Annotated in this window: 18 protein-coding genes and 1 pseudogene; 10 read left to right on the top strand and 9 right to left on the bottom strand. The window is 63.5% G+C overall.

Annotated elements, in window-relative coordinates:
- Positions 1-19: 19 nt before the first annotated feature.
- Together UP10_RS42200 and UP10_RS28175 are read right to left on the bottom strand one after the other, a co-directional pair.
- Entirely contained in the window at positions 20-577 is a 558-nt protein-coding gene (locus tag UP10_RS42200) for an HMA2 domain-containing protein (protein WP_050043829.1), read from the bottom strand.
- A gap of 138 nt (positions 578-715) precedes the next feature.
- Positions 716-1105, bottom strand: a complete 390-nt coding sequence (locus UP10_RS28175) for a DUF5132 domain-containing protein (RefSeq protein WP_082070411.1) — start codon at positions 1103-1105, stop codon at positions 716-718.
- A 506-nt stretch (positions 1106-1611) separates the two neighbouring features.
- Between UP10_RS28175 and UP10_RS28170 the strand changes: the two are divergent.
- Positions 1612-3353 (top strand): annotated as a pseudogene (locus tag UP10_RS28170) (nitrilase-related carbon-nitrogen hydrolase).
- A gap of 12 nt (positions 3354-3365) precedes the next feature.
- On the opposite strand, the gene UP10_RS28165 reads toward UP10_RS28170, so the two are convergent.
- The 4 genes from UP10_RS28165 to UP10_RS28150 all read right to left on the bottom strand — a co-directional run bounded on the left by UP10_RS28165 (position 3366) and on the right by UP10_RS28150 (position 6885).
- Positions 3366-4535, bottom strand: coding sequence for a cytochrome P450 (locus UP10_RS28165; RefSeq protein WP_044590491.1), 1170 nt, complete (start codon positions 4533-4535; stop codon positions 3366-3368).
- A gap of 98 nt (positions 4536-4633) precedes the next feature.
- Entirely contained in the window at positions 4634-5431 is a 798-nt protein-coding gene (locus tag UP10_RS28160) for a helix-turn-helix transcriptional regulator (protein ID WP_044590490.1), read from the bottom strand.
- A 73-nt stretch (positions 5432-5504) separates the two neighbouring features.
- A complete protein-coding gene (locus UP10_RS28155) occupies positions 5505-5867 on the bottom strand; it encodes a nuclear transport factor 2 family protein (RefSeq protein ID WP_044590489.1) in 363 nt (120 codons plus the stop codon).
- Between the two features lie 109 nt (positions 5868-5976).
- Positions 5977-6885 (bottom strand): LysR family transcriptional regulator, encoded by a 909-nt coding sequence (locus tag UP10_RS28150; protein WP_044590488.1) that lies wholly within the window; start codon positions 6883-6885, stop codon positions 5977-5979.
- A 107-nt stretch (positions 6886-6992) separates the two neighbouring features.
- Here UP10_RS28150 and UP10_RS28145 point away from each other — a divergent pair, with 107 nt between their 5' ends.
- Positions 6993-8060 (top strand): aromatic ring-hydroxylating dioxygenase subunit alpha, encoded by a 1068-nt coding sequence (locus tag UP10_RS28145; RefSeq protein ID WP_044590487.1) that lies wholly within the window; start codon positions 6993-6995, stop codon positions 8058-8060.
- 81 nt (positions 8061-8141) lie between these two features.
- Here UP10_RS28145 and UP10_RS28140 read toward each other — a convergent pair whose 3' ends face one another.
- Entirely contained in the window at positions 8142-8492 is a 351-nt protein-coding gene (locus UP10_RS28140) for a RidA family protein (protein ID WP_044590486.1), read from the bottom strand.
- 127 nt (positions 8493-8619) lie between these two features.
- Positions 8620-10062: a CDGSH iron-sulfur domain-containing protein gene (locus UP10_RS28135; protein WP_044590485.1), complete on the bottom strand. Its 1443-nt coding sequence runs from the start codon at positions 10060-10062 to the stop codon at positions 8620-8622.
- 104 nt (positions 10063-10166) lie between these two features.
- Here UP10_RS28135 and UP10_RS28130 point away from each other — a divergent pair, with 104 nt between their 5' ends.
- Positions 10167-10514, top strand: a complete 348-nt coding sequence (locus tag UP10_RS28130) for a winged helix-turn-helix transcriptional regulator (protein ID WP_044590484.1) — start codon at positions 10167-10169, stop codon at positions 10512-10514.
- Between the two features lie 160 nt (positions 10515-10674).
- Positions 10675-12432: an adenylate/guanylate cyclase domain-containing protein gene (locus tag UP10_RS28120; RefSeq protein WP_082077283.1), complete on the top strand. Its 1758-nt coding sequence runs from the start codon at positions 10675-10677 to the stop codon at positions 12430-12432.
- A 370-nt stretch (positions 12433-12802) separates the two neighbouring features.
- On the opposite strand, the gene UP10_RS28115 is transcribed toward UP10_RS28120, so the two are convergent.
- The gene (locus tag UP10_RS28115; protein WP_044590481.1) at positions 12803-14461 is read right to left on the bottom strand and encodes an FAD-binding dehydrogenase; all 1659 of its coding nucleotides are present in this window, start codon (positions 14459-14461) and stop codon (positions 12803-12805) included.
- A 285-nt stretch (positions 14462-14746) separates the two neighbouring features.
- Here UP10_RS28115 and UP10_RS28110 point away from each other — a divergent pair, with 285 nt between their 5' ends.
- The 6 genes from UP10_RS28110 (at position 14747) to UP10_RS28085 (ending at position 20202) form a co-directional block, all read left to right on the top strand.
- Positions 14747-15217, top strand: a complete 471-nt coding sequence (locus UP10_RS28110) for a hypothetical protein (protein ID WP_044590525.1) — start codon at positions 14747-14749, stop codon at positions 15215-15217.
- A gap of 145 nt (positions 15218-15362) precedes the next feature.
- Positions 15363-15590, top strand: coding sequence for a hypothetical protein (locus tag UP10_RS28105; protein WP_349643981.1), 228 nt, complete (start codon positions 15363-15365; stop codon positions 15588-15590).
- A 22-nt stretch (positions 15591-15612) separates the two neighbouring features.
- Positions 15613-16203 carry an SCO family protein gene (locus UP10_RS28100; protein ID WP_044590480.1) on the top strand — a complete coding sequence of 197 codons (591 nt, stop codon included), beginning with the start codon at positions 15613-15615 and terminating at the stop codon, positions 16201-16203.
- 93 nt (positions 16204-16296) lie between these two features.
- Entirely contained in the window at positions 16297-17334 is a 1038-nt protein-coding gene (locus UP10_RS28095; RefSeq protein ID WP_044590523.1) for an ABC transporter substrate-binding protein, read from the top strand.
- Between the two features lie 168 nt (positions 17335-17502).
- Positions 17503-19143 (top strand): lysine--tRNA ligase, encoded by a 1641-nt coding sequence (locus UP10_RS28090; protein WP_044590479.1) that lies wholly within the window; start codon positions 17503-17505, stop codon positions 19141-19143.
- A 273-nt stretch (positions 19144-19416) separates the two neighbouring features.
- On the top strand, positions 19417-20202 hold the full coding sequence (locus UP10_RS28085) for a class II aldolase/adducin family protein (protein WP_044590522.1): 786 nt from the start codon (positions 19417-19419) through the stop codon (positions 20200-20202).
- The last annotated feature ends 103 nt before the right edge of the window (positions 20203-20305 follow it).

Raw genomic sequence — 20305 nt, 5'->3', positions numbered from 1 at the left:
GCACTCTCGCCGGTGGCGGTCAGGCCGTCGCGCGCGCCGGTTCCGCTTCCGCAGCCTCGGCCATGTTCGACTGGATCATGTGGTTGAGTGCAAAGACCGCCAGCGTGACCCAGACCGGCGTCGCCGCACTGGCGCCGACCTCGAAGATGGTGAAGCCCGCGATGCCGGTGGCGAGCAGGATTTTCAGATCGACCACGTTTCCGGTGGCGACCTTGATCCCGTTGTCGAAGTCCTTGAAGAAATCGACGATCACTCTCGCGGCGTGCGAATGTTCGGCGAGATACTCGGCTTCCTGCTCGATCTTGCTCGCCAGCGCGTCGATCTCGTCGGCCGGCGGCTTGTGGTGGCCGCCGGTGTGATGTTCCAGCCGGCCATGAAACTCGTCGTGCCGGTCGGTGTCGTAATGGAGCACGACGCTTCCCGTCGCAGGATTGACCGTGACTTGCTCGACGCCGGGAATGACCTTGAACGTCTCCTTGATCTGTTCGAGCAGCTCGGGATTTTCCTTGGCTGACGGTATCTTCATGCGAATCCGGCCGGGAACCTGATGCGCAATCTGCAGCTTCATCTTGGTCATCGCAGTCCTCTGGCAACTCGGGAGCCGGCGTCGGGCACAAATGCCGCCATCGTCAAGCGCAATTGCTTGCAGCGCCGCTGTCCACGTCGCAGAGACAGCTCTCTCGGCTGTCTCGCCCTATGCGCGGTCTTGTGCGACTCAGGCCGCCGACGGAGCCCGGCCGTCCGCAGCCTTGGCGTCCTGCGCGCCTTCAGCTTTCACTTCCGCGACGATGTCGTTGACCTGCTCATGCGCCTCGGCAAACATCTCGCGCGACTTCTGCGCGAATTTGTAGGTGCCACGAACGGTGGATTTGAATAGCGGGTTGAGTGCGCCAGCGAGCTTCGGCAGGTACTTCGGCGCCGCGACCGCGGCGACGCCGAGCGCAAGTCCCGGAAGCAGGGCAGCTTCGAACACGGCAGCACCGACGGCCACCACGGCGACAATCGCGACCGTCTTGCTCACACCGTTGCCTTCCTCGGCATGCTCATCGGCGACCTCATCGTGAGGGGCGGCATTATGGGCGCTACCATTATGGTTCGGGTTCATCGCTAATCCCTTATGACGGCACAAATTACTGGACTTCCACCCATAACGGCGGATTGAAATAGATTCATGACACTTGAGTGACAGTCCTTCGGGGCTCATCGCCGCATGGGTTACGGCGCGGCACACAAGCAATCTTGCTCGCAACCGCTGCAGAAGAGAGGCCGATAGTGATCGCGACGGGTGATCCGGGGCGCAGCTGACGTCGGCCTGACAGCGGGCCGGTTTTGTGAGCATTCCGTGCCGGCTTTTGCAGCATTGGGCAGCTTGCCTTCATGGGACGAACCTGCGAGCTTCGTCCGGTCCAATCAGGACATCATCATATCCTTTGGAGCGGGGCAGCTCCCGACCGGCAACGGACGGGTGCTTTTTGTTTGGTGAACGGTCATGTCGCAACCGGACACGTGGCGGGTAGGGGTTTTTGATCCCAGCCCAGGCTCTATTGGACTGCCTGTCTTTATCTCGCCTCACCTCAACACGATTGATCCGCCCTCAAAGGCCAACGCAACATGACATCGACGACAACTTTCAAGGCCGCCACCGTCCAGTTCGAACCGACCATGTTCGAGAAAGAGCGCAACATCGAACGGCTGCTGGCGCTGTGCGCGCAGGCCGCGGCAGAGGGCGCGCGTCTCATCGTGACGCCGGAAATGGGCACCACCGGCTATTGCTGGCACGATCGTGCCGAGGTGAAGCCCTTCGTCGAGACGATTCCGGGGCCGACCACCGACCGCTTCGAGTCGCTTGCCGCAAAGCACGGCTGCTACATCGTCGTCGGGATGCCCGAGGTCGATGCGGCGACCGATCTTTATTACAACACCGCCGTTCTGATCGGGCCTGATGGCGTGATCGGGCGTCATCGCAAGTCGCATCCCTATATCTCCGAGCCGAAATGGGCGGTCAGCGGCGACATCGCGCATGAGGTGTTCGATACCGAGATCGGACGCATCGCGCTCCTGATCTGCATGGACTGCACTTCTTCGAGACCGCCCGCATCGAGGCGCTCGCGGGCGCCGACGTGATTTGTCACATCTCGAACTGGCTGGCCGAGCGGACGCCGGCACCGTACTGGATCAACCGCGCCTTCGAGAATGCCTGCTACGTGATCGAAAGCAACCGTTGGGGGCTGGAGCGGACCGTGCAGTTCAGCGGCGGAAGCTGCATCATCGAGCCTGATGGCCGGGTGTCGGCCTCGATCGATGGCGGCGATGCGGTTGCCTACGGCACGATTGATCTGGCGCGGGCGAGGCAGCGCGAGGTGTTGTCGGAGCAGGTTTTCAAGGCACGCCGTCCCGAACTCTACACCAGCCTGATGACCAACAGCTTCACCTGGAATCCAAACGACTTTTTCAAGCTCTATGGCCATCAGCCCAATCCACCAGGCCGCAAATCCATTCTCGCGGTTGCGCAATTTGCACCGTCGAGCGGGACCGCCGGAAATCTCGCAGCCATCAGCGCGATTGCAACGGAAGCCAGGAGTGTCGACGCGCCCGACATGTTGGTGTTTCCCGAGCTGTCGCTGACCGGACCGGATGTGCCGGCGGCGCGGGCCGAGCGGCTGACGGGGCCCGCGGTGACAGCGTTCGTGCGGCTCGCCATGCGTCTTCGAATGTATCTGGTCGCGGGGCTGGCGGAAGCGGCCGACGGCAAAGTCTACAACACCGCCGTGCTGGCGGGACCGGAAGGCCTGGTTGGCTTCTATCGGAAGACTCACCTCGGCGGCAGCGACGCCGGCTGGGCCAGCGCCGGCGACAAGTGGAAGGTGTTCGACCTGCCGATCGGGCGCGTCGGGCTCGCGATCGGCCATGACGCGCTGTATCCGGAAGCCATTCGCTCATTGGCGTTGGAGGGGTGCGACATCGTCGCTTGCCCCGCCGCGTTGCGCGGGACCTTTACCGGAGCGCATGCGGGAACGGCCATCCCGCACAATTATCCGATCCCAAAAGGCGCCGATCCCTATCACTGGCACGCGATGCGGGTCCGCGGCGGCGAGAACAACCTCTATTTCGCCTTCGCCAATGTGCTCGATCTGCCGCGGGGCTATCAGGGCAAGAGCGCCGTGTTCGGTCCTGATACCTTTGCCTTCCCGCGACAGGAATCGGCCATCCTCGATGAGGACGGTGTCGCGTCGGTGGTCGTCGACACCACCAACCTCGACACGCCCTATCCGACCAATGTCGTGCGCCGGAAGGACCTCATCACCATGCGATTGCCGCATCACTATCTGCCGCTGGTCAAATGGCATCAGTAGGCGGCGTGCGCCTTACGCGTCCCAGGTCACCGGCAGGTCCACCATTCCCCGGAACGCCCAGCCGCCGATCCGCGGCGGCTGATCCGCGATCAGCCGCAAGTTCTTCAGCCGCTTGAAGATCGCGGGCAGCGCGACGTCGGCGACCATGGCGCGCGAGGCCCAGGCGCCGGCGCAGAAATGCGGTCCGGCGCCGAATGCGATGCTCTTGCTCACATCGCGGCGCACGTCGAACGCTTCGGATCTTTCGAAATGCTTCTCGTCGCGGTTGGCCGAGCCGAACATCAGGAACACGCGCTCGTTGGGTTCGAACGCGATGTCTCTGATCGTCCAAGGCTTTGCGATCCGCCGCGGCGACATGCCGATTGGCGAGATCCAGCGGGCGTATTCCTCGAAGGTCTGCAGCCACGGGATCGCGCCGCTGGTTGCCAGCGCGAGCTGCGCCGGATGGGTGAGGAGCGCCCACACCGTGCCGGCGATGGCATCGCGCGGCTCGTTCTGGCCGCCGGAGATCGCAAGCTTGATGTTGGCGCGCACGCTGTCCATCGGCATACCGGATTGCAGCATCACGCCGAGCAGGCTGAGGTCGGGTTTCCGGCTAAGTACCGGCACCATGTCGTCGATCGCGGCATCGATGCCCGAAGTCGCGGCGTGGCAGCGCGCTTCAATCGCGGGATCGCCGGTATAGTTGGCGATGCCGTCGATCATGCCCTGCGACCAGGCGTTCATGTCCTGGAAGCGCATGCTGGTGAGGCCGGTGATCGACTTCAGGCATTCCGCCGAGAACGGCAGTGCGAAGGCCTGCACGAAATCGACCACGCCGTTCGGCGTCAGCTCTTCGAGGATCCGCATCGCGTGTCCCTCGAACTGCGCTGTCCAGTGCGATCTGACGGTCTTGGGTGAAACCGCCGGAAAGATCGCCTTGCGCTCGTTCATGTGCGCATCGCCGTCCTTGCGCATCATGTTGTGGCCCATCAGCCGGTTCATCAGCCCTTCGGGCTGGTGCGATGAGAACACGTCGATCTGCTTTTCCGAAACGAAAATGTCGTCGCGGCGGCACAGCAGGGTGCTGCCAAGCTGTGGGACGAAGGCAATCGGCGCCTCCTTCCGCATCCGCGCAAGCGCCGGGTAAGGGTCTTGCCAGAAGGCTGGTACATCGATGTCGAAATGCGGCGCGGTGCTCACGGATGTGTCCTCGGATTTCGGACCGAGCGTAGGACAGCACGCGCCCCCGGTCTGTCCCTAGCGTTTGGGACAACCGCAAACCGCCCGGCCAGATCACCTCAGTTCAGCTGGCGCGTAGAGGACACCAGGCGCAGTGCGATGGCGAACAGCTCGTTCTGCGAGGAGATGCCGAGCTTGTCATAGGCGCGCTTGCGGTAGGTAAGGGCGGAATGCAGCCCGATTCCGAGGTCGGCCGCAATCGCCTCCGAGCTGAGGCCGGAGAGGATGCGCAGGCACACCTCCTTCTCGCGTCCGGTCAGGATCGTGAACGGCTCGGCGGTTGCGAACACGGTCTTCAGGCGGCCCATCGGATCATGGTCCGGCGCCGCGTCGCGCTGGAAGTGACGTGCCACTGCGGCGCTCACCGCCGGCGCGACCGCGGTCAGGCGCTGGATCTGGTCGCGGCTAAAGCGGCCCTGTTCGGTGATACGATAGAAGTTCACGTAGAAGCAGGTGTCGTCGACCCAGATCGCGGACGCGAATTTGTCGACGATGTCGGAATCGTCGAAGAACATCTTGCGATAGCTGTCGCTGTACATGCGGCGGGCAAAGGCCGGCAGCACAATCGGCACTGTGCGCGCCTGCCCCTCGAACACCGCATCGCGGTTCGGGTCGGTCCGGTGGAAATGCTCGGAATAGGCGATGCCGAGGTCGCGGCCAGTCGGAATATTGCCGACGTCGAGCAGGCACGCCGCGGAGCACGGGCCTGCAAACGAGAACACCATGCAGTGGCCGACATCGGCGACACGCCGCAGCGCGCCGATCAGTGCCTGCGGAAAGCCGTCGCGGCCGATCGCCAGCAGTGCCGGTGTGATGTCGCTGATAGCAGACGTCGTGAAGGCGGAATCGGCCTTCATGGTGTCCTCCCGATCTGTTCCGGGAACACTATCAGCGACATCGCCGGTGTGGAAGTGTTCGTCGAACCGAAGCTCAGGCGCCCGGCAGCTGGTCCAGGAAGCCCGTGATGCTCCTGATGCGGCCGTCCTTCAGCACGGCGAAGTCGGTGCCCTTGATCGGGCTGTCGACGTCATCAGGGCCAAGGCCCCAGGAGAAGCGAACATGGTCGCCGTAACCATTGGGCTCGCCGATCAGCTTGAAGCGGAAGTCGGGAAACTTCTGCTGCACGCCTGCGATCAGCGCGTCGACGCCCTCATGGCCGTCGCCGCTCATCAGTGGATCGAGATAACGTGCATCCGCGGTCCAGCTTTCGCTGAGCAACTCGCGGCGCCGGCTCGGCGTCCGCTCGTTCCAGAGGTCGATATAGCTGCGGGCGATGCTGGCATGGTCGGTCATTGTGCTCTCCTTCGATGGCGCCGGACTGTTCGGCTGTCACGACTATCGAAGGTTTGCCGGTGACGATCGATTACCTCGCACGTCATGCTGCGCGTGATCACAACGCAGGCTACGGCTTGATGTAGGCCTCAGGATCGCCGCGCGCGTGGGCCTCCATCGCGTCGAGGAAGCAGCGCGCCTTGGCCGGGACATATTGCCGCGCCGGCAGCAGCGCATGCACGTTTAGGGGTTCGCAGGCATGGTCCGGCAGCAGCCGTCGCAACTGGCCGGACGCGACCGCGGCGCGGGTGTAGCTCGCGGTGACCCGCAGCACGCCGTGGCCGGCGAGCGCCGCCTGCAGGCGGACATGCGCGTTCGAACTGGTGAGGCGCGCCTTGTCGACCGCGAGATGCTCGACCGCTCCGCCGGGCGCGGTAATCGCCCACGGCGGGTCACTCGGGCCGGTCAGCAGCGGCAACTTCCTCAATTCCTCCAGGGTGCGCGGTTCGCCGAACATTTCCAGCAGCGAAGGCGCCGCGAACAGGCCGCGCTCGAGGGTGAAGACACGGCGGATCACGATGCCGGCCGCCGGCAGCGGCGCTTCCAGCATCGCAAACACGATGTCGTAATTCTCGGTGATCGGATTGACGATGTCATGCTCGACATCGATCCGGATCGCGAGGTCCGGATAGCGGCTCATCACATCGCATGCGACGGGGCCGGCGTGATGCGCACCGAATTCGTAGGGCGCCTTGATGCGCAGCGTGCCGGCGACGGCGCTGCTCATCGCCAGCGCCTCGCTGTGGGTGTCATGCAGCGCTGTGAACAGCGGGCGCACCTTGCGATAGATGGTTTCGCCGGAATCGGTCAGCCGCAAATGCCGCGTGGTGCGCTCGATCAGCCGCAGCCCGAGATTGGCCTCAAGTCGCTGCACCGCAGCACTGAGACTCGATTTGGGATGCCCGAGCACGCGCGCGGCGGCTGTGAAGCCGCCATGCTCGACAACCTCGCAAAACAGCTCCCAGTCGCGCCACTCCATGGCTGATTGTCCATCCGCCTGCACAGTGTGTCCAGCCAAATCGGGTTATCGGGATGACCGCGATCACCTAAACCTCGTTGCAACGAATATTGCATCGGGAGGGTGAGATGGCTGACGACGACGGAATTTTCCTGCGCAACGCCTGGTACGTGGCGGCGTGGAATCACGAGCTGATCGACGGCAAGAAAGTGGCGCGCACCATCCTGGAGCGGCCGATCGTACTCTATCGCGGCGCAAGCGGACAGGTCGTCGCGCTCGACGACCGCTGCTGCCATCGGGCGGCGCCGCTGTCGATGGGGCGGGTCGAGGGTGATGATATCAGGTGCATGTATCACGGCATGAAGTTCGCCGCCGACGGCAAGTGCATCCAGATTCCCGGCCAGGATGTCATTCCCGCCAAGCTCGGTGTGCGCAGCTATCCCGTGGTCGAGCGCTACAACATGATCTTCATCTGGACCGGTGATGCCGAAAAGGCCGATCCGAAGCTGATCCTCGACTATCCGCCGCTCGAAGATCCCAAATGGCGGGGGCTGCCGGGCTACATGCACTACAAGGCCAATTGGCTGTTGATCGTCGATAATCTCAGCGACTTCGCCCATCTCGCCTTCGTGCACACCACCACGCTCGGCGGCTCCGAGGAATACGCCTACAAGACCAAGCCGGTCGCGATCGAGAAGCTGGATGACGGTTTCCGGGTCGAGCGCTGGCACATGGGCGCCGAGCCGCCGCCGTACCACAAGAAGGTGATCTCGAACAAAACCGACGCGATCGACCGCCGCAATGTCGGCCACATGAGGATTCCCGGTATCTTCACGCTCGACACGACGTTCGCGCCCGCAGGGCAGGGCGTCGAGACGGGCGTGCAGGTCCCGGGCACGCGGCAATACCGTAACGCGCAGTTCATGACGCCGGAGACGCGCTCGACCACGCATTTCTTCTGGAACTATCTGCACGATTTCGACATCGACAATCCGAACATCGCGCTGTCGCTGCGGCATTCCCTCGAGGAGGCCTTCAACGAGGACAAGGACATCATCGAGGCGCAGCAGAAGGTGTTCGACGCCGATCCGAACTACCAGCTGCTTGCCATCGGCGCCGACGCGCCACTGACCTATTTCCGCTGGCTGTTTGCGCGGAAGGTCGAGGCGGAGAAGAGCGCCGCCCGCGCGGCCTGAACAAGGTTGTGTCAAACAAAAATGGCGCGGAAGCCATCGGCTGCCGCGCCATTCTCTCAAAATGATCTGAAGCCGTGTCGCCTACTTCGCCGCGATCACCATGATCTCGACATTGTACTGCGGGGCCGCAAGCTTGGCCTCGACGGTGGCACGCGCCGGCGTGTCGCCCGGCGAGACCCAGCCGTCCCACGCCGCGTTCATCTCGGGGAACGTCTGCATGTCGGTGATGTAGATCGTCGCGCTGAGGAGTTTTGACTTGTCGGTGCCGGCTTTCGCCAGGTGACCGTCGATGATCGACAGGATGTCCTTGGTTTGGTCGGTGACGCTGCCGCCGGCGGCCTTGCCGGCGACGACGCCGGCGAGATAGACGGTGTTGCCGTGCACGACGACCTGGCTCATGCGCGGGCCGGTTTCGAAACGCTGAATGCTCATTTAATTCTCCACTTGAATGGCGGGCACTCTCTAGCGTGTCAGGACGACCGCCGCCACTGCGCATTTTGCAAGCCACTTCACGAAATCGATCGAAATTGCACCGAGGTCGCCTCGGCGCAATCTCCGATCAGGCTTGGGGCCTTGGCGCGCTGGCCCAGCGTGCGAACAGCGCCACCCGCTCGGCCGGCCAGGCGCCATCGCAGGGCATGGTGCCGGCCTGCAGGCGTGTCAGGATTGCCTGACGATGTTTCGTCACGTCCTCCTCCTTCCAGAGGTCGAACGCGAACAGCATCGAGTTGCGGTCCATCGGCCGGAACAGCGGCCGGATGTGCTGCTCGAAGAGCACGGCCTCATCGGAGCCAGGCAATGCCGGACCAGCGTCGTTCGTGGTCTGCGCGTTGTCGGCGAGCGCGGATGGCCGCGTGCCGGGTGTCGCGTTGCAGACCCACCACCATCGCGGCACCGGCATGTTCGGCGGCGGCTTGGCGCCGGCCCCGGAATTCTCCATCGCGATCCGCGAGCCCCATTCGATATAGGCGACGAAGGCGGCGCGGAATTCGGGATCGGACGGTAATCCGGCATCGTCGGCGCTCTGCACCATGTAGGTCGCCCACAGCGCGCGCTGCACCGGCTGGATCTCCTTGCCGATATGCTGCGAGACCATTCGCTGATAGCCGCCATAGCGCTCGGTGTAGAGGCGCGGGCCGCCGAACACCTCGCTGAGCCAGGCCGCGACCCTTTCAGGATGGTCCGACGACATCCCGGCGAACAGCGGTCCGAGCAGCGGGTCTTCCGGCACGTAGCGGCTGTAGAAGATGCGCGTCATGTCGAGCAGCGCCGGATAGCCGCCGGCCCATTCGAACAGCGTCGGCTCGCGCAACGGATCGGGGACGGGATCGTGAAATTCGACGTTCCAGTGCATCCCGCTGCAGAACGGCTTGTTCAGCGACGCGCCGCAGCGGCACAGGCTGACATGCTCCTGCGACGCGCCCGCATTTTGCGCGATCGCGACACCGTCCTCATCGACCAGTTCGACATGCCCGGTGACGCGGTAGGGGCCGTCCTTGGACACCTCGATTTGCGGCGGCCGGTTGATATCAGACAGCGCGGCATCGCGCGCAGGTCCGATGCCGATACCGAGCGCGCCCGATGGACACTTTCGCACCGCGTTGATGAGATCGTCGAGCCGCGCGCCGCTCGGCGCGATGAACGGCTCCTCGCCGAGATGAAACACCGACCTGAGACGATCGGTGCAGAAGCCGGAATGCGCACAGGTGCCGCGATTGTCTGATACAAAGGCCTGCTGGCCCGCATAGACGTTGAGCTTGTCGGGCACCCGCCGCGGATCCTTGGCGTCGGTGAAGCCGCGCCTGATGTGGCTGTCGTCACAGTACGGCTTGGTCTGCGATTGGCCGCAGCGGCAGAGCCTGACCGGCGTCTCGGCTGCGATCGGCACGCCGAGATGATCGACGATCGCAATGCTGGGATCTGGTTGATAGGGCCCGTTGCGCGTGACGACGATGCGGGGGCGTGCCGTGCGTGGGGCCTCGGCGGAACTGTCCTCTGTCATGCCTTGCAATGATCCCTAAGTTCTCCCCAACCCGCGCAAGCGTGCTTAAATGGATCGGTAGCGGCTCTCAACGAACCAGATGGAAAGCGCCGCGGGAGAGCGGGATGATACGCAAGACCAAGCGGAAATATGGCTGCCCGGTCGAGTTCTCGATCGATCAGCTCAGCGGCAAATGGAAAACGGTGATCCTGAGCCGGCTAAAAATCCGCCCGATGCGCTATGGCGAATTGCGCCACGATATCCCGTCATTGAGCGACAAGGTCCTGACCGAGCGCCTGCGCGATCTCTGCAATGCAGGCTTCGTCAAGCACGAGCGCGCCGGCAGCAACTCGCGCTACAGCCTGACCAGGCGCGGCGAGATGCTGAAGCCGATGCTGCAGGCGCTGTACGATTGGGGCGAGGCCAACGCCGACACATTCGGCGTCCGATTCCTCAGCGCGGAGGCGGACTAGGGTGCGGTCTCATTAAGGCGCAGCCATAGCCTTCAACCTGCCGACTATCCCTGATGAATCCGTCGAAGATGTCCCAACCCGGACATTGCCGGCTCGATAGACACACGCTGTTCCCGAGCCTAGACTTTGCCTGAAACCACGGTGGATCAGGACGATCTTTATGACCGGGGCGCGCGTCGAACGACGACTGGCTGCCATCCTCGCTGCTGATGTTGCGGGCTACAGCCGTCTGATGGGAGCTGACGAGGAAGGCACGCTAGCCTCGCTTCGAGTCCATCGGCGCGATATTCTTGATCCCAGGATTGCCGCGCATCGCGGCCGTATCGTCAAGACCACCGGCGATGGACTTTTGATCGAGTTCGCAAGCGTCGTTGACGCCACGCGTTGTGCAGTGGAGGTTCAACTCGACCTTCACGAACGCAACATCTCCGTGCCGCGGGATAGGCGTCTTGAGTTTCGGATGGGAATCAATATCGGCGACGTCATCGTGGAAGACGACGATCTCTTTGGCGACGGTGTCAATGTTGCCGCCCGGCTTGAAGGCGTCGCCGAGCCGGGTGGCATCGTCATTTCCGCCGCCGCCCATGATGCGGTATTGAATCGCGTCACGGCAGAGTTCCGCGACCTTGGCGCACTCTTGCTCAAGAACATCGAGCGCCCCGTGCATGCATTTCAGGTCGTCTTCGGTCCCGCCGCCGGTGCAATGGAGCATTCCCGCCGCGTGCAAGCTGGTTCGGTCGCCGAGGGGCCGTCGATTGCCGTTCGACCGTTCAAGGTTCTGTCGGAGAGTCGTGAGCTCGAATTTCTGGCCGAAGGACTGGCCGAAGACGTTATCGCGCTCCTCGCAAGGGTGCCCGGCTTCTTTCTGATCTCGCGGGCATCGTCTTTTCTGTTTCAAAATCCCGAAACGCCGGCTTCAATCGTCGCCCGACAATTGGGGGTCCGCTATGTGCTGGACGGAAGCGTTCGAGGTGCCGGCCCCCAGGTCCGCGTTTCGACCCAACTTGCCGAAGCCGCGACAGGCCGCATTCTGTGGTCCGGGAAGTTCGAGGCCACGCGCGCCGAGACACTGGAACTACAGGACGACATCGCACGCGGAATCATGATCGAACTGGAACCTGCACTCACTCAAGCACAGGTCAACGTCATCCGGCGTCAGCGTCCGGAGAATGTCGATGCCTGGGGCTGCTACCACCAGGCCGCGGGCGCGCTTGGAGGGAAGGGGTGGAATGAGCTCGTTGTGACGGAGGCACAGAACTTCCTCCGACGGGCGCTCGAACTCGACGGCAACTTCGCGCTTGCACGCGCGCAACTGGCCCTTCTATCGGCGCTGGCGCAAAACACCGGCTTGGTCGAACCGTCGGCGGAGCGAACCGAGGAGGCGCGGACGACGGCCGAAATGGCCATTGCGGCCGATACAGGCAGTTCCGAAGTCCTGGGCTATGCCGGCTGCGCACTCGTCGATCTTGGGAACAGGGAGCGAGGGGTGGAAATCCTGAAGCAGGCTGTCGAGATCGATCCAAGCAATGCCCAGGCCGAAGTTGCCCTCGGCGCGGCGCTCGCGATGATGGGCGATCTCGACGCGGGAATTGCACGCATGCGCCACGGAATCAGGCTTAGTCCCCGCGACAGGCGGTTGGCATTTTGGGGCTGGGCGCTGGGTGGGTTTCTTCTGCGTGCCAACCGGCCTGAGGAAGCGCTGGAAGAGGCTCGCATCGCCGCACGACGAGATCCCCGCCTTTACCTGCCGGCGATTCTTGAAGCCGTGGCCCAGGCAGCGCTCGGGCGGACCGAACTTGCCCAGTGCGCGCTGATGTCCGCGAGGCGTCTCCGACCAGAGCTTACGCGGCAAGAGATCGAAAGGTCTCACGGGCGGCACGCCGCCAAGATTCTGGCAGGTGTTTGGGACGCCAATTAGACAGGGTTTCCCAGGCAAGCATGCGCGTCACTGGCTAGGCCTCCGGAAGCGCAGCCGATGTCCGCCCGGGGTTCATTTTCGACGGATTCATCAGGGATTGTCGGCGGGTTTGCCCGCTCAGGCCCGTAAGCGCCGAAACCGGGGCCGAGCCGGAAGCGTTGCATTTCGTCGCTGTCGCTCCTCGCAATGACGATGAAGGGAGCACCTGACCCAGTAACACTATTGCGTGGTGGTCGGTGCTTTTACTATTTCGGAATAATGGAAAATACAACTGAGTTGCCCGACGTGTCAAGTCGCTTTTCCGCGCGGCGGCGGCCGCCGGCTACTTTGCTTGGGGTTGTTTTCGATATTTTGAGAGCGCGCGGTAAGACTACCCCACCGCCTTCGCCGCCGCACGTCCCGCATTCCGTCCCGAAAACAGGCAGCCGCCGAGAAACGTGCCCTCCAGCGAGCGATAGCCGTGCACGCCGCCGCCGCCGAAGCCTGCCGCTTCGCCGGCCGCATAGAGGCCGCGGATGATCTGGCGGTCGTTGCCGAACACCCGCGAATCGAGATCGGTCTCGAAGCCGCCGAGCGTCTTGCGGGTCAGGATGTTGAGTTTTACCGCGATCAGCGGACCGTGTCCGGGATCGAGGATGCGGTGCGGTTTCGCGGTGCGGATCAATCTATCGCCGATATAGCGGCGCGCATTGTGCAGGTTCATCACCTGCGCGTCCTTGACGAAGGGGTTGGCGATCTCGCGGTCGCGCGCCTCGATCTGCGCCTTGATGTGATCGAACTTCAAGAGATCGTTGCCGACCAGCGTGTTCATGGCGCCGACGAGGTCGGCGAGATTGTCGCGGACGATGAAGTCGGCGCCGTGCTGCTTGAACGCCTCCACCGGCGCCGGCGCGCCCTTGTTGGTGGCGCGCTTGATAGTCATGCGCCAGCTTTTTCCCGTCAGGTCGGGATTCTGCTCGGAGCCCGAGAGCGCGAACTCCTTCTTGATGATGCTCTGGGTCAGGATGAACCACGAATAATCGTAGCCGGTGCTCATGATGTGGTGCAGTTGCCCGAGCGTGTCGGAGCCCGGGAACAGCGGCGCGGGGAAGCGCTTGCCGGTCGCGTCGAACCACAGCGACGATGGCCCCGGCAGAATGCGGATGCCGTGACGTGGCCAGATCGGATTCCAGTTCTGGATGCCCTCGACGTAATGCCACATCCGGTCGCGGTTGATCAGCCGTGCGCCGGCGGCCTCGGTGATGCCGATCATGCGGCCGTCGACGTGTTCGGGCACGCCTGAGATCATGAACTTCGGCGGTTCGCCGAGCCGCTTCGGCCAGTTCTGCCGCACCAGATCATGATTGCCGCCAATGCCGCCGGAGGCGACGATCACCGCTTGCGCGCGAAGCGTGAAATCGCCGATCACCTTGCGCGAGGAACTCTTGCCGCGCTCCACATCGGTCGGTTCCAGGATCGCGCCGCTGACGCCATCGACGCTGCCACTGGTGACGCTGAGCGCATCGACACGATGGCGGAACTTGAAGATCAGATGTCCGTTTTTCGCGGCCTCGCGCGCGCGCCGCTCGAACGGCTCGACGATCCCAGGGCCGGTGCCCCAGGTCACATGAAAACGCGGCACCGAATTGCCGTGACCCATCGCGTCATAGCCGCCGCGTTCGGCCCAGCCGACCACCGGGAAAATGCGATGGCCCATCGCGCGCAGCCAGTCGCGTTTCTCGCCGGCGGCGAAGGCGACATAGGCCTCGGCCCATTGGCGCGGCCAGTGATCATCGTCACGATCGAAGCCCGCGGTGCCGATCCAGTCCTGCATCGCCAGCTCAACGGAATCCTTGATGCCGAGCCGGCGCTGCTCCGGAGAATTCACCAGAAACAAGCCGCCGAACGACCAGAACGCCTGGCCGCCGAGGTTCTGTTCCCCTTCCTGGTCGAGCACGATGACGCGCTTGCCGGCGTCGGCGATCTCGGTTGCGGCGACCAAGCCCGCCAAGCCGCCGCCGACCACGATCACATCTGCATCGTCAGCCATTCCGATTCTCCCCCAGCCCGGCGCGATTGAAGACCGCGTCATCGTGCGCGGTCAACGCCAAATGGCTCTTGATGGCCCTTGCCTGTGGCGGGGACGCATCAAGCGGTTGCGGCAGATTGTTCCAGTTTGGGACCTTGGATTGAGCAACTGCAGCGCGCGCGCAACACCCAATTTGAATTTGTTTTGATCGGCATCGCTTGGCTGGACAAAATTCCAGTCTGGCAACACGCTCACCTCGACTGCATCACCAAAACAAACAGATTCGGTTTCGACTGGGGCTGGCCAATGAAGTTGATGACGGGGTTGCTCGCGGCGGTTCTCCTGCTGGCGGGGATGGGGGCGTCTCACGCCGTTGTCAGGATCGCCGATGATCGCGGCGGCCGGATCGGAACCTACGTCGACAAATATCAGGGCTTGCGCACGTCGGGCGAGACCGTGATCATCGATGGCCTGTGCGCCTCAGCCTGCACCATCGTGCTCGGCGCGGTCCCGCACGATCGGATCTGCGTCACCTCGCACGCCAATCTCGGCTTCCACGCCGCCTGGGACTTCGGCGACAATGGCCGCGCCGTCACCAATCCCGAAGCAACCCAGATGCTGTATTCGATGTATCCGCCCGCGGTGCGCAGATGGATCAACGCGCGCGGCGGCCTGACGCCACACATGATCTTCCTGCGCGGCAAGCAGCTGCAGGCGCTCTACAAACCCTGCTATCTCGACGCCCAGGCCTCGGTGCTCAGGCCGGCCTCGCACTAGGGCTAATTCCGTTCCGATGGAATCGGAACGGAGCTCTAGATTCTTGTTTTGACGCGTTTTCTTCACGCGAACCGGTATCCACTTCGCTCGAAAACGCTCTAAGGTCGCGCACCCTCCGCATGACGTGATCGGGCAGGCTGCCATTGTGCTTGCCGCCTGTCGGAACCCGGCCTATCTGAACCGGATGGTTCAGCCGATCTCCGCCCAGCCACAGCTCGTCGCCGCGCCACAGGGCCGGGCGGCGTCCGTGATTCTCTGGGGCGCGGCTGGCATTGGCGGTCTTGCCCTGCTTGCCGCTGTGGCACTCTGGTTCCATTACGGGTCCACGGTGTTCTTCGAGATGATCGCCGCCGGCATCTCAGCCTGCTTCTGACCGACAAGGACGTCCCGACATCATGCCCCAAACCACCCGCCCGCTGGTGATCTTTGCCGCCTTCGCCGCCAGCCTGGCGCTTGGCCTGGTCATCATGCTGTGGGCCGTCGGGGGCTTGCGCAGCGTCACCGCGCCGGCCGCGATCGGCGGACCGTTCCAGCTCACCGACCAGTCCGGCCAGACCGTCACCGACAAGGATCTCAAGGGCAAGCCGACGCTGATCTTCTTCGGCTTCACCCATTGTCCCGACGTCTGCCCGACCTCGCTGTTCGAGATGTCGGAGGTGCTCCGAGCGATGGGCAAGGACGCCGATCGCGTGAACACCTATTTCGTCTCGGTCGATCCCGAGCGCGACACCCAGACTGCGATGAAGGATTACCTCTCGAGCTTCGATCCGCATTTGAAGGGCCTCACCGGCGATCAGGCTTCGATCGCCAAGGTGCTGTCGGAATATCGCGTCTATGCCAAGAAGGTGCCGCTCAAGGATGGCGACTACGCGATGGATCACACCGCGCTGATCTATCTGATGGACCGCGACGGCCATTTCGTGTCGCCGTTCAACCTGAAACGGACGCCCGAGGACGCGGCGACCGATTTGAAACGTTATCTCTGATCGCTTTGGCCGCTCGTAATTGGCCCAATCGGCGCTCGCATCGCGCCCCGGATGGTCTATAAGGCCGTCCAATTCCTTCACAATCGTCCATTTATGCCAGATCAGCCCACCCAGCCCTTTGCCGTCCGGTCGCGCCAGGTCGTCCACTTGGCCGCGGCAATGATGGTGGCTGGATTGTTGGCATCCGCTGGTCCCGCGGCCGCACAGACCCCTCCGACCCAGCCCGCGCAGACGCCGCCGGCCAGGACGGCTCCGGTTCCGGCCGCCAAGCCGGCACCCGCGCAGGCCGCTCCGGCTGCGCCCGCGGCCGCGCCCGCTCCGCCATTGGCGCAGACCGCGCCGCAGAAGGCTGCCGCCGAAGGCGCGCCGCAGGCGGTGCCGGGCTTCTGGGATCCACGGCGCCGGCCTGACCGGCCGGACCTGTCGCGGCTGACCGTGATCCGCTTCCTGACCGAGACTGATTATCCGCCGTTCAACTTTACCGGCCCGGACGGCAATCCCGCCGGCTTCAACGTCGATCTGGCCCGCTCGCTCTGCGACGAGATCAAAGTCACCTGCACCATCCAGATGCGCCGCTTCGAAACCCTGGTCGATGCGCTCGCGACCAACCGGGGCGATGCCATCATTGCCTCGCTCGCGGTGACGCCGCAGCTTCGCGCCAAGGTCGATTTCACCGATCCCTATTACCGCGCCCCGGCGCGCTTCGTTTCACGCCGCGACAATGTACTGCCGGAGATCCGTCCCGAATATCTCGAGGGCAAGAAGGTCGGTGTCATCACCGGCACCTCGCACGAGGCCTATCTCAAGGCGATGTTCACCGACGCCGAAGTCCATTCCTATCCGAATGACGACGCGCTGCGTGGGGCGCTCCGCCGCGGCGAGGTCGACTTGATTTTTGGCGATGCGATCGCGCTGGCGTTCTGGATCAACGGCACCGATTCGGCCGAATGCTGCGCCTTCTCCGGCGGCCCGTTCGTCGAAAGCCGCTATTTCGGCGAGGGCGTCGGCATCGCTGTGCGCAAAGGCAACGACCTGCTGCGGCAGTCGCTCAACTGGGCGCTGTTCCGCCTCTGGGAAAAAGGCCGCTTCACCGATCTGTGGCTGCGGTATTTTTCGATCAGCCCGTTCTAGGAATCATCTGACGTCGTCATTCCGGGATGGTCCGAAGGACCAGACCCGGAATCTCGAGATTCCGGGTTCGATGCTGCCGCATCGCCCCGGAATGACGATGACCTTCCATCGTTTTGCATTTTGCCACGAAAACGCTAGTTTCCGCGTCCCCTGGAGAAAGCCTGAAGAATGTCCGTGATTGATCCTCCCTTCAGCCCGAGCGATTTGCGTGCGCTCGCCGAGCAATCCAACGCCTGGCCGTTCGAGCAGGCGAAAGCGATTGTGGCGCGGCTGAAGAAAAATCCGAAGGAGGAGGTGCTGTTCGAGACCGGTTACGGTCCGTCGGGCCTGCCGCATCTCGGCACCTTCGGCGAGGTCGCGCGCACCACGATGGTGCGCCATGCTTTCCGCGTGCTGACCGAGGACAAGATCAAGACGCGCCTGCTCGCCTTCTCCGACGACATGGACGGCCTGCGCAAGGTGCCCGACAACGTGCCGAACAAGGAGCTGCTGGAGAAGCATCTCGGCATGCCCTTGACCAAGGTGCCGGATCCGTTCGGCACCCATCCGAGCTTCGGCCAGCACAACAATGCGCGGCTGCGCGCCTTCCTCGACCAGTTCGGCTTCGACTATGAATTCGCGAGCGCGACCGAGTATTACACCTCGGGCAAGTTCGACGCCGCGCTGCTGCGCATGCTGGAGCGGATCGAGAAGGTGATGGCGATCATGCTGCCGTCGCTGCGCGAGGAGCGCGCGGCGAGCTATTCGCCTTTCCTGCCGATCTGCCCGCGCACCGGGCTCGTGCTCTACGTGCCGGTCACGGCGCATGACGCCAAGGCCGGCACCATCTCCTACGAAGACCCGGAGACCAAGGAGAGTGTCACCGTTCCCGTCACCGGTGGCCATTGCAAGCTGCAATGGAAGCCGGATTGGGCGATGCGCTGGTACGCGCTCGGTGTCGACTATGAAATGGCCGGCAAGGACCTGATCGACTCGGTCAAGCTGTCAGCCAAGATTTGTTCAGCGCTCGGCGGCACGCCGCCCGAGGGCTTCAACTATGAACTCTTCCTCGACGACAAGGGCCAGAAGATTTCGAAGTCGAAGGGCAACGGCCTGACCATCGACGAGTGGCTGCGCTACGCTTCGCCGGAATCGCTGTCGCTGTTCATGTATCGGGAGCCGAAGGCGGCGAAGCGGCTGTATTTCGACGTCATCCCGCGCAATGTCGACGACTATCAGCAATTCCTTGACGGCTTTCCCAAGCAGGAAGCACGGCAGCAGCTGCAGAATCCGGTCTGGCACATCCATTCCGGCAAGCCGCCGCACGCTGACATGCCCGTCACGTTCCAGCTGTTGCTGACGCTGGTGTCGTCGTCGAACGCCGAGAATGCCGAGACGCTGTGGGGCTTCATCGGCCGCTACCGTCCGGGCGTGACGCCGCAGTCGCATCCGAAGCTCGACGACATGGTCGGCTACGCCATCAACTATTATCGCGACTTCGTGGCACCAACGAAGCAGTTCCGCGAGCCGACCGACGGCGAACGCGCTGCGCTGCAGGATTTGCGTGATGCGCTCGCCAATCTGGCTCCGGGCGCGAGTGCGGAAGACATCCAGAACGTGGTCTACGAGATCGGCCGCCGCGAGCCGTTCCTCGACCCGGTCAAGAAAGGGAAGGACGGCCGTCCCGGCGTCTCGCTCGACTGGTTCAACATGCTCTACCAGGTGCTGCTCGGTCAGGAGAAGGGCCCGCGCTTCGGCTCCTTTGTGGCGGTGTATGGCGTGCAGAACGCGGTGAGCATGATCGACCGCGCGCTGGCGCGGTCGTCGTAGGCTTCTTCCTTCTCCCCTTGTGGGAGAAGGTGGCGCGGATGAAATCCGCGCCGGATGAGGGGTATCTCCGCGGAGACAGACCCCTCACCCGTCCGCGATGCTGCGCATCGTGGCCACCCTCTCCCACAGGGGGAGAGGGACAAGAGCCTGCAAAATCCGGATGGCTGATCCTCGCCAATTTCACCAAGAGGCGCTGCCCGATTGCGCTACAATTGCGCCCATCAAATCAATCCGGCCTCAGCCGACGGGACCGGCACAGATGGGAGCACGCGCATGCAGTTCAGGGTTTCGCCGGATTCGCTACAGAACGACAGCAGCGCCGAGGAATGGCAGGCGCGGGTCGATCTCGCAGCCGCCCATCGGCTCGCCTTCAATCACGGTTTTTCGGAAGGCATCTTCAACCATCTCACCCTCGTGGTGCCCGGTCGCACCGATCGCTACTACCAGATCCCGTTCGGCATGCACTGGTCGGAGGTGACGGCGTCGTCCTTCATGGAAGTCGGTATCGACGATGCCGAGGTGAAGCGCGGCGAGGGTGAGGTCGAGCGCTCCTGCTATTGCATCCACGCGCCGATCCACAAGGCGCTGCCGCAGGCCAAGGCGGTGTTCCACACCCACATGCCGTTTGCCAGCGCGCTGACGCGCCTGGAAGATCCGCGCATCAAGGAGATCGGCCAGACCGAGGTCGGGCTGTCGGAAGCGATTGCCTATGACGATGTTTACACCGGCCCCGCGCTCGATCCCGCTGAAGGCGCGCGGCTGGCAAAAGTGATCGGCAACAAGACCGTGCTGTTCATGGCCAATCACGGCATCTCGACTGTCGGCGAGACCATCGCCGATGCCTACGACAGGCTCTATTACGTCGAGCGCGCCGCGCAGGTGCAGATCTACGCGATGTGGACCCAGCAGCCGCTGAAGCAATTGCCGCCGCAGGTGGTCGAAAAGACCAAGCGCGATTTTCGCGACGACCACCTCTACAACGGCCCGAGCCCGTCGCAGCGGCATTTCGATGCGCTGAAACGGATGCTGGACCGGAGAGAGCCTGACTACGCGACGTGAGGGAAGTCTCAAATCCGCGCCACAACCTCCGCCGTCGTCCCGGCGAAACAGGCTGTGCGAGAAGTCGCGCTGCTTGCGACGGGATGGCTGCATCGGCCAGCAA

The organism is Bradyrhizobium sp. LTSPM299 (assembly GCF_000938235.1).
In the GTDB taxonomy this organism is placed as follows: domain Bacteria; phylum Pseudomonadota; class Alphaproteobacteria; order Rhizobiales; family Xanthobacteraceae; genus Bradyrhizobium.
This window is presented reverse-complemented; position numbering and strand designations above follow the sequence as displayed.

Coding starts and splice junctions, on each gene's coding strand:
- UP10_RS28140 (WP_044590486.1), bottom strand. CDS start 8,492: ATGAGCATTCAGCGTTTCGAAACCGGCCCGCGCATGAGCCAGGTCGTC.
- UP10_RS28120 (WP_082077283.1), top strand. CDS start 10,675: ATGACCGGGGCGCGCGTCGAACGACGACTGGCTGCCATCCTCGCTGCT.
- UP10_RS28100 (WP_044590480.1), top strand. CDS start 15,613: ATGCCCCAAACCACCCGCCCGCTGGTGATCTTTGCCGCCTTCGCCGCC.
- UP10_RS28150 (WP_044590488.1), bottom strand. CDS start 6,885: ATGGAGTGGCGCGACTGGGAGCTGTTTTGCGAGGTTGTCGAGCATGGC.
- UP10_RS28090 (WP_044590479.1), top strand. CDS start 17,503: ATGTCCGTGATTGATCCTCCCTTCAGCCCGAGCGATTTGCGTGCGCTC.
- UP10_RS28175 (WP_082070411.1), bottom strand. CDS start 1,105: ATGAACCCGAACCATAATGGTAGCGCCCATAATGCCGCCCCTCACGAT.
- UP10_RS28115 (WP_044590481.1), bottom strand. CDS start 14,461: ATGGCTGACGATGCAGATGTGATCGTGGTCGGCGGCGGCTTGGCGGGC.
- UP10_RS28095 (WP_044590523.1), top strand. CDS start 16,297: ATGCCAGATCAGCCCACCCAGCCCTTTGCCGTCCGGTCGCGCCAGGTC.
- UP10_RS28160 (WP_044590490.1), bottom strand. CDS start 5,431: ATGAAGGCCGATTCCGCCTTCACGACGTCTGCTATCAGCGACATCACA.
- UP10_RS28085 (WP_044590522.1), top strand. CDS start 19,417: ATGCAGTTCAGGGTTTCGCCGGATTCGCTACAGAACGACAGCAGCGCC.
- UP10_RS28155 (WP_044590489.1), bottom strand. CDS start 5,867: ATGACCGACCATGCCAGCATCGCCCGCAGCTATATCGACCTCTGGAAC.
- UP10_RS28135 (WP_044590485.1), bottom strand. CDS start 10,062: ATGACAGAGGACAGTTCCGCCGAGGCCCCACGCACGGCACGCCCCCGC.
- UP10_RS28130 (WP_044590484.1), top strand. CDS start 10,167: ATGATACGCAAGACCAAGCGGAAATATGGCTGCCCGGTCGAGTTCTCG.
- UP10_RS28110 (WP_044590525.1), top strand. CDS start 14,747: ATGAAGTTGATGACGGGGTTGCTCGCGGCGGTTCTCCTGCTGGCGGGG.
- UP10_RS28145 (WP_044590487.1), top strand. CDS start 6,993: ATGGCTGACGACGACGGAATTTTCCTGCGCAACGCCTGGTACGTGGCG.
- UP10_RS42200 (WP_050043829.1), bottom strand. CDS start 577: ATGACCAAGATGAAGCTGCAGATTGCGCATCAGGTTCCCGGCCGGATT.